Raw genomic sequence first — 6,151 nt, 5'->3', positions numbered from 1 at the left:
TCAACGTGCGCGCCGATGCGCTGGCACGCAAGCTGGCCGAATCCAGCGGTGTGGATATCCGCTACTACAACATCATCTACGAAGCGGTGGATGAGGTGAAGGCTGCGCTGTCCGGCATGCTGGCGCCCGAGAAGAAGGAAAGCGTCATCGGCAGCGTGGAAATCCGCCAGGTCTTCCACATTTCCAAGATCGGCACCATTGCCGGCTGCTACGTGCTGGACGGGGTGGTCAAGCGCGGCGCCGGCGTACGCGTGCTGCGCAACAACGTGGTGGTGCATCAGGGCGAACTCGATTCGCTCAAGCGCTTCAAGGACGACGTCAAGGAAGTCAAGGCCAATTTCGAATGTGGTCTCTCCCTGAAGAATTTCAACGACATCCAGGAAGGCGACATCCTCGAAGTGTTCGAGGTCGTCGAGGTAGCTCGCAGCCTGTGAGGACTGAGGGATTTAGGATTTAGGGGCTAGGATTTAGAGAATGTGCGCGGCGTTGCCGCGCCTTCTTCCCTAGCTCCTAGTCCCTAGCCCCTAGCCCCTAACAACCATGCCGAAAGATTTCCCCCGCGCCCGCCGCGTCGCCGACCAGATCCAGCGCGAACTGCCGGAATTGATCCGCCAGGAAGTGAAGGATCCGCGCGTCGGCATGCTGACCGTCACCGAGGTCGAGGTCAACCGCGACATGGAGTTCGCCAAGGTCTACTTCACCACCCTCGGCGGCGAGGCCGAGCATGCCGCCTGCCTGCAGGGCCTGCAGCGTGCCAGCGGCTTTCTGCGTTCGCAGCTGTCGCACCGCATGCAGTTGCGCGTGGTACCCAAGCTCACTTTTGTCTATGACCGCTCGGTCGAGCGCGGCATCGAGCTCACCCAGCTGATCGAAACCGCCGTCGCCGAAGACGCCAAGCACCCCAAAGACGCGTGAAGCAGGCCCGCCAGCCTATCGACGGCGTGCTGCTGCTGAACAAGCCGGTCGGCATCACCTCCAACGCCGCGCTGCAGAAAGCCAAGTGGCTGCTCAACGCCAGAAAAGCGGGCCACACCGGCACCCTCGATCCCTTCGCCGACGGGCTGTTGCCGCTGTGCTTCGGCGAGGCCACCAAGTTCTCGGCCTATCTGCTGGATGCGGACAAGCACTATCGCGCGGTGCTGCAACTCGGCACCACCACCACCACCGGCGACCCGGAAGGCGAGGTGCTCGACACCCGCGAGGCGGCGGTCAGCCGTGACGACATTGCCGCCGTGCTGCCGCGCTTCATGGGCGAAATCGAGCAGATTCCGCCGATGCATTCCGCGCTCAAGCACCAGGGACGTCCGCTCTACGAATACGCCCGCGCCGGCATCGAGATCGAGCGTCCGCCCCGCAAGGTCACGATCCGCGCACTCGAACTGATCGAATGCGCCCCGCCGCGCGTGGTACTGGATGTGCAATGCAGCGCCGGCACCTATATCCGCACCCTGGCGCAGGACATCGGCGCCGCGCTCGGCTGCGGCGCCCACCTCACCGCGCTGACGCGCACCGCGGCAGGTGGGTTCAGCCTGAATCAGGCGCATACGCTGGCCGAACTGGAAACGCTCGATCCCGCCCGGCGTGCCGCCCTCCTGCAGCCAGCAGACTGCCTGGTCTCCCACCTGCCGGCGCTGCATCTCGACGACGCCAGCACGACGGCACTGTGCCAGGGCCGCAGCATTGCGCATCCCGCCCCGCACGCCGGGCTGGTGCGCCTGTATACGGCCGCAAACCGCTTTTTCGGTCTGGCCCAGGCCGACGCCGGCCAGCTGGCCCCTCACCGTCTGCTTGCTACACAACAGACTTGAGTCGGCCCATACTTTCCGCGTAAAATCCGCGGTTTCCCCCGAACGTGTCCCGCACAGCCGCAGGCCACGCGATTCAGAAGGAGTACACCATGGCTGTTACCGTCGCTCAAAAAGCTGAGATCGTCCAGAGTTACCAACGCGCCGCCGCCGACACCGGTTCGCCCGAAGTGCAGGTTGCCCTGCTGACAGCACGCATCAACGACCTGACCGGCCACTTCAAGGCCAACATGAAGGACCACCACTCGCGCCGTGGTCTGCTGAAGATGGTGAGCCGCCGCCGCAAGCTGCTCGACTACCTGAAGCGCACCAACCTCGAAGGCTACAAGACCCTGATCGATCGCCTCGGTCTGCGCAAGTAATCCCGACAGGGCCACTGTGATGACCCGGCACTTCGCTGCACCGGCACAGTGGATGGGGATTGTTGCCCCCTGAATTTCCCACGCCCCGCCCATGCGGGGCGTTTTTGCTTTGAAAGGAACTCGTGTGAGCGCTATCAAGAAAACTTTCACCTACGGCCGCCACCAGGTGGTCCTGGAAACCGGCGAAATCGCCCGCCAGGCCTCCGGCGCCGTCATCGTCAACATGGACGACACCGTGGTGCTGGTCACCGTGGTTGCCAAGAACGAAGTCAAGCCGGGCCAGGATTTCTTCCCGCTGACCGTCGACTATCAGGAAAAGACCTACGCCGCCGGCCGCATTCCCGGTGGCTTCCTCAAGCGTGAAAGCCGCCCGTCCGAAGGCGAGACCCTGATTTCGCGCCTGATCGACCGTCCGATCCGCCCGCTCTTCCCCGAAGGCTTCTTCAACGAAGTGCAGGTCATCGCCACCGTGATGTCGTCCAACCCGGAAGTCAGCGCTGACATCCCCGCGCTGATCGGCGCCTCCGCCGCTCTGTCGCTGTCCGGCCTGCCGTTCGACGGCCCGGTGGGCGCCGCGCGCGTCGGCTTCATCAACGGCGAATACGTACTCAACCCGACCCACTCGGAGCTGAAGGATTCGGCGCTCGACCTGGTCGTCGCCGGCACCGAGACCGCCGTGCTGATGGTCGAGTCCGAAGCCATGGAACTGCCCGAAGACATCATGCTGGGCGCCGTCGTGTTCGGCCACACCCAGATGCAGGCCGCGATCAATGCGATCAACGAACTGGCCGACGAAGCCGGCGCCGACGCCTGGGACTGGGAGCCGCTGGCCGAGGACACCGCGATGGTCGAGCGCCTCAAGGCACTCGCCGAGGACGGCCTGCAGCAGGCCTACAACATCAAGCAGAAGCAGGCGCGCATGGCCGCCGTCGACGAAGTGCGCAGCAAGGCCTTCGCCGAACTGATCAGCGCCGACATGGACACCGTCGCTGCCAACCACGTCAAGGACGCGTTCCACCGCCTCGAAGCCGGCGTCGTGCGCAACCGCATCCTCTCGGGCCAGCCGCGCATCGACGGCCGCGACACCCGCACCGTGCGTCCGATCACCATCCGCACCGGCGTGCTGCCGCGCACCCACGGCTCGGCGCTGTTCACCCGCGGCGAAACCCAAGCGCTGGTGGTCACCACGCTCGGCACCGGCCGCGACGAGCAGACCATCGACGCGCTCGAAGGCTCCTACTCCGACCGCTTCATGCTGCACTACAACATGCCCCCCTACGCCACCGGCGAAACCGGCCGCGTCGGCTCGCCGAAGCGCCGCGAGATCGGCCACGGCCGCCTGGCCAAGCGCGCGCTGATGGCGGTGCTGCCCTCCAAGGAGGAATTCGGCTACACCATGCGCGTGGTGTCGGAAATCACCGAGTCCAACGGCTCGTCGTCGATGGCCTCGGTGTGCGGCGGCTGCCTGTCGCTGATGGACGCCGGCGCGCCGCTGAAGGCGCACGTCGCCGGCATCGCCATGGGCCTGATCAAGGAAGGCAACCGCTTCGCGGTGCTGACCGACATCCTCGGCGACGAGGATCATCTCGGCGACATGGACTTCAAGGTCGCGGGTACCGAAAAAGGCGTCACCGCGCTGCAGATGGACATCAAGATCAACGGCATCACCAAGGAAATCATGCAGGCCGCCCTCACCCAGGCGAAGGAAGGCCGCATGCACATCCTCGGCATCATGAAGTCCTCGGTTTCCGAGACGCATGAAATGTCGGCCTACGCGCCGCGTATCATCGCGATGAAGATCAACCCGGAAAAGATCCGCGACGTCATCGGCAAGGGCGGCGCAGTGATCCGCGCGCTGACCGAGGAGACCGGCACCCAGATCGACATCCAAGAAGACGGCAGCGTGAAGATCGCCTGCACCAGCATGGAAGCCGGCGAACTGGCGAAGAAGCGCATCGAGGAGATCACCGCCGAAGTCGAAGTCGGCAAGGTCTACGAAGGTCCGGTCATCAAGCTGCTGGACTTCGGCGCCATCGTCAACGTGCTGCCGGGCCGCGACGGCCTGCTGCACATCTCGCAGATCGCCCACGAGCGCGTCAACACCATCGGCGACTATCTGAAAGAGGGCCAGGTCGTGAAGGTGAAGATCCTGGAGGCCGACGAAAAAGGCCGTCTGCGCCTGTCGATGAAGGCCCTGCTGGAAGCGCCTGCACCGGCAGCCAGCGACAGCGAAACGCCGGAAACTGCGGGCTGAAACACCGCCTGCCGCTGCTAAAACCGCGCTCCCGGGCGCGGTTTTTTTGCGCTTACGCGGGCGGAAATTTCACGCTTGCCAGCAGGCCCGTTCCGCCCTCCCCCGCTTCCAGACTTACCGCCGCGCCATGCAAATGCGCGATGCGCTGCACGATCGTCAAGCCAAGCCCGGCCCCCCCCACGCCGGCGGACAGCCGATAAAATGGCGCGAACACGGCGGTGCGCTGCTGTTCCGGGATGCCCGGGCCATTGTCGGCCACCAGCCACGTCACGCCCTGTTCCGAACCGCATACTGTCAGTGTGATGCGCGCTCCGCCGTAACGCAGGGCATTGTCGATCAAATTGGCCAGCATCTCCCGCAGCAATTGCGCATCGCCCCTCAGCCACGCTTCGCCGCCTTTCGTTTCGAAGCCGATTTCCACCCCTTTAGCCAATGCCTGCGGTGCCCATTCGCGTGCAACCGCCCTCATCACCTCTGCGCCATCCAGCCGGATCAAGCGCAGCGTATTTTCCGCGGCATCGACGCGCGCCAGGACAAGCAGCTTCTGAACCAGATCGCCCATGGTTTGAGTCGACCGCGCAATGCGCGCCAGCGCATGCTGCGCGTCTTCATGCCGCGCGCTCGCCAGGGCGGCTTCGGCCTGCGTTCGGATGCCGGCGATGGGCGTGCGAAGCTGATGCGCCGCATCGGCGACAAAGCGCGACTGCGCTTCGACCGCTTCCGACAGGCGCTGCAGCAGCGAATTGATTTCATCCAGGAATGGCCGCAATTCCGCAGGCGTACCCTCCAGCGGAACCGGGCTTAGATCGAACGCCTGCCGTGCCGACAGGCGGTCCCGCAACCGGCTCACCGGCTCAAGCCCGCGCCCGACGCCGAAAGCGATGGCAACCGCCGCCGTCAGCGTCATGAGCAGCATCGGAATCACGATCGCCAGCGTGGCGCGCCCCGCCAGAACCGAACGGCGGGTCAGCGTTTCCCCCACCTGCACCAGCGCCGCACCGCTTGCGCTGGTGCCCTTGAGTGAAAGCGCGAATGCCGCCACCCGGACTTTCGCGCCATCCTTGACGCCGTCGTAGACGATCAGCTGGCCGGGTTTGAGCAGCTTTCGCGCGGGAAGCCGCGGCATATCCCGCTCCCCCTCGATGACCCGTCCGTCCGGGCCGGTGATGCTGTGAAACAACAGGTCTTCCTGGTCGAACACCAGCAATTCGCGCGCGGCGACCGGCAAATCCACCTGTACCCGGCCATGCAGCACCTCAACCCGATCTGCAAGCGCGAAGGTTCGCCGCATCAGCGAGCGATCGAACGCCGCATTGATGAAATACTGGCTGGAAAAATAGGCAATGGCCCACAGCAGAATGAACAGCGGCAACATCATCGCCAGCATGCGGATGATCAGTTGCCGCCGCAGGCTTTGCCGCTTTTCCCGATTCAACGCTCGGCCTCCAGCAGATAGCCGAGGCCGCGCAAAGTGCGGATCGCCACGCCGGAGCCTTCCAGCTTGCGGCGCAAGCGATGGATGTAGACCTCCACCGCATTCTCCCCCACGCCGTCATCCCAGCCGGTCAGGCGGTCTGCGATGGCCTCTTTGGCCGTGACGCGCCCGGCATGATGGAGCAGGATCTCAAGCACTTCCACCTCGCGTGCGGACAACACCAGCGGCGCCTCGCCAATGCAGGCCTGCCGATTGACACTGTCGAAACTCAGGCGCCCGATGCGTATCAGGGTAT

At 64.7% G+C, this 6,151-nt stretch carries 7 protein-coding genes; 5 read left to right on the top strand and 2 right to left on the bottom strand.

From position 1 onward, the window contains the following. The 5 genes from BGO62_RS11605 to pnp all read left to right on the top strand — a co-directional run. The coding region (locus tag BGO62_RS11605; protein WP_296642573.1) for an EF-Tu/IF-2/RF-3 family GTPase at nucleotides 1-434 on the top strand (434 nt) is incomplete at its 5' end. Between the two features lie 106 nt (nucleotides 435-540). Then, nucleotides 541-915: a 30S ribosome-binding factor RbfA gene (gene rbfA / locus BGO62_RS11600; protein WP_296642572.1), complete on the top strand. Its 375-nt coding sequence runs from the start codon at nucleotides 541-543 to the stop codon at nucleotides 913-915. Beyond that, entirely contained in the window at nucleotides 912-1,808 is an 897-nt protein-coding gene (truB, locus tag BGO62_RS11595; RefSeq protein WP_296642570.1) for a tRNA pseudouridine(55) synthase TruB, read from the top strand. The genes rbfA and truB overlap by 4 nt, the downstream gene beginning before the upstream one ends. Nucleotides 1,809-1,897: 89 nt before the next feature. Next, a complete protein-coding gene (rpsO, locus tag BGO62_RS11590) occupies nucleotides 1,898-2,167 on the top strand; it encodes a 30S ribosomal protein S15 (protein ID WP_296642568.1) in 270 nt (89 codons plus the stop codon). Nucleotides 2,168-2,291: 124 nt separating this feature from the next. Then, nucleotides 2,292-4,421, top strand: coding sequence for a polyribonucleotide nucleotidyltransferase (gene pnp, locus BGO62_RS11585; RefSeq protein ID WP_296642565.1), 2,130 nt, complete (start codon nucleotides 2,292-2,294; stop codon nucleotides 4,419-4,421). A gap of 52 nt (nucleotides 4,422-4,473) precedes the next feature. Here the strand turns inward: pnp and BGO62_RS11580 are convergent, their stop codons facing one another. Both BGO62_RS11580 and BGO62_RS11575 read right to left on the bottom strand, forming a co-directional pair. Continuing rightward, nucleotides 4,474-5,856 (bottom strand): sensor histidine kinase, encoded by a 1,383-nt coding sequence (locus tag BGO62_RS11580; protein WP_296642562.1) that lies wholly within the window; start codon nucleotides 5,854-5,856, stop codon nucleotides 4,474-4,476. After that, the coding region (locus BGO62_RS11575) for a winged helix-turn-helix domain-containing protein (RefSeq protein ID WP_296642561.1) at nucleotides 5,853-6,151 on the bottom strand (299 nt) is incomplete at its 5' end. The genes BGO62_RS11580 and BGO62_RS11575, both read right to left, overlap by 4 nt.

The sequence above is a fragment of the Thiobacillus sp. 65-1402 genome, assembly GCF_001897685.1.
Taxonomy (GTDB): domain Bacteria; phylum Pseudomonadota; class Gammaproteobacteria; order Burkholderiales; family Thiobacillaceae; genus Thiobacillus.
This window is presented reverse-complemented; position numbering and strand designations above follow the sequence as displayed.

Coding starts and splice junctions, on each gene's coding strand:
- rpsO (WP_296642568.1), top strand. CDS start 1,898: ATGGCTGTTACCGTCGCTCAAAAAGCTGAGATCGTCCAGAGTTACCAA.
- rbfA (WP_296642572.1), top strand. CDS start 541: ATGCCGAAAGATTTCCCCCGCGCCCGCCGCGTCGCCGACCAGATCCAG.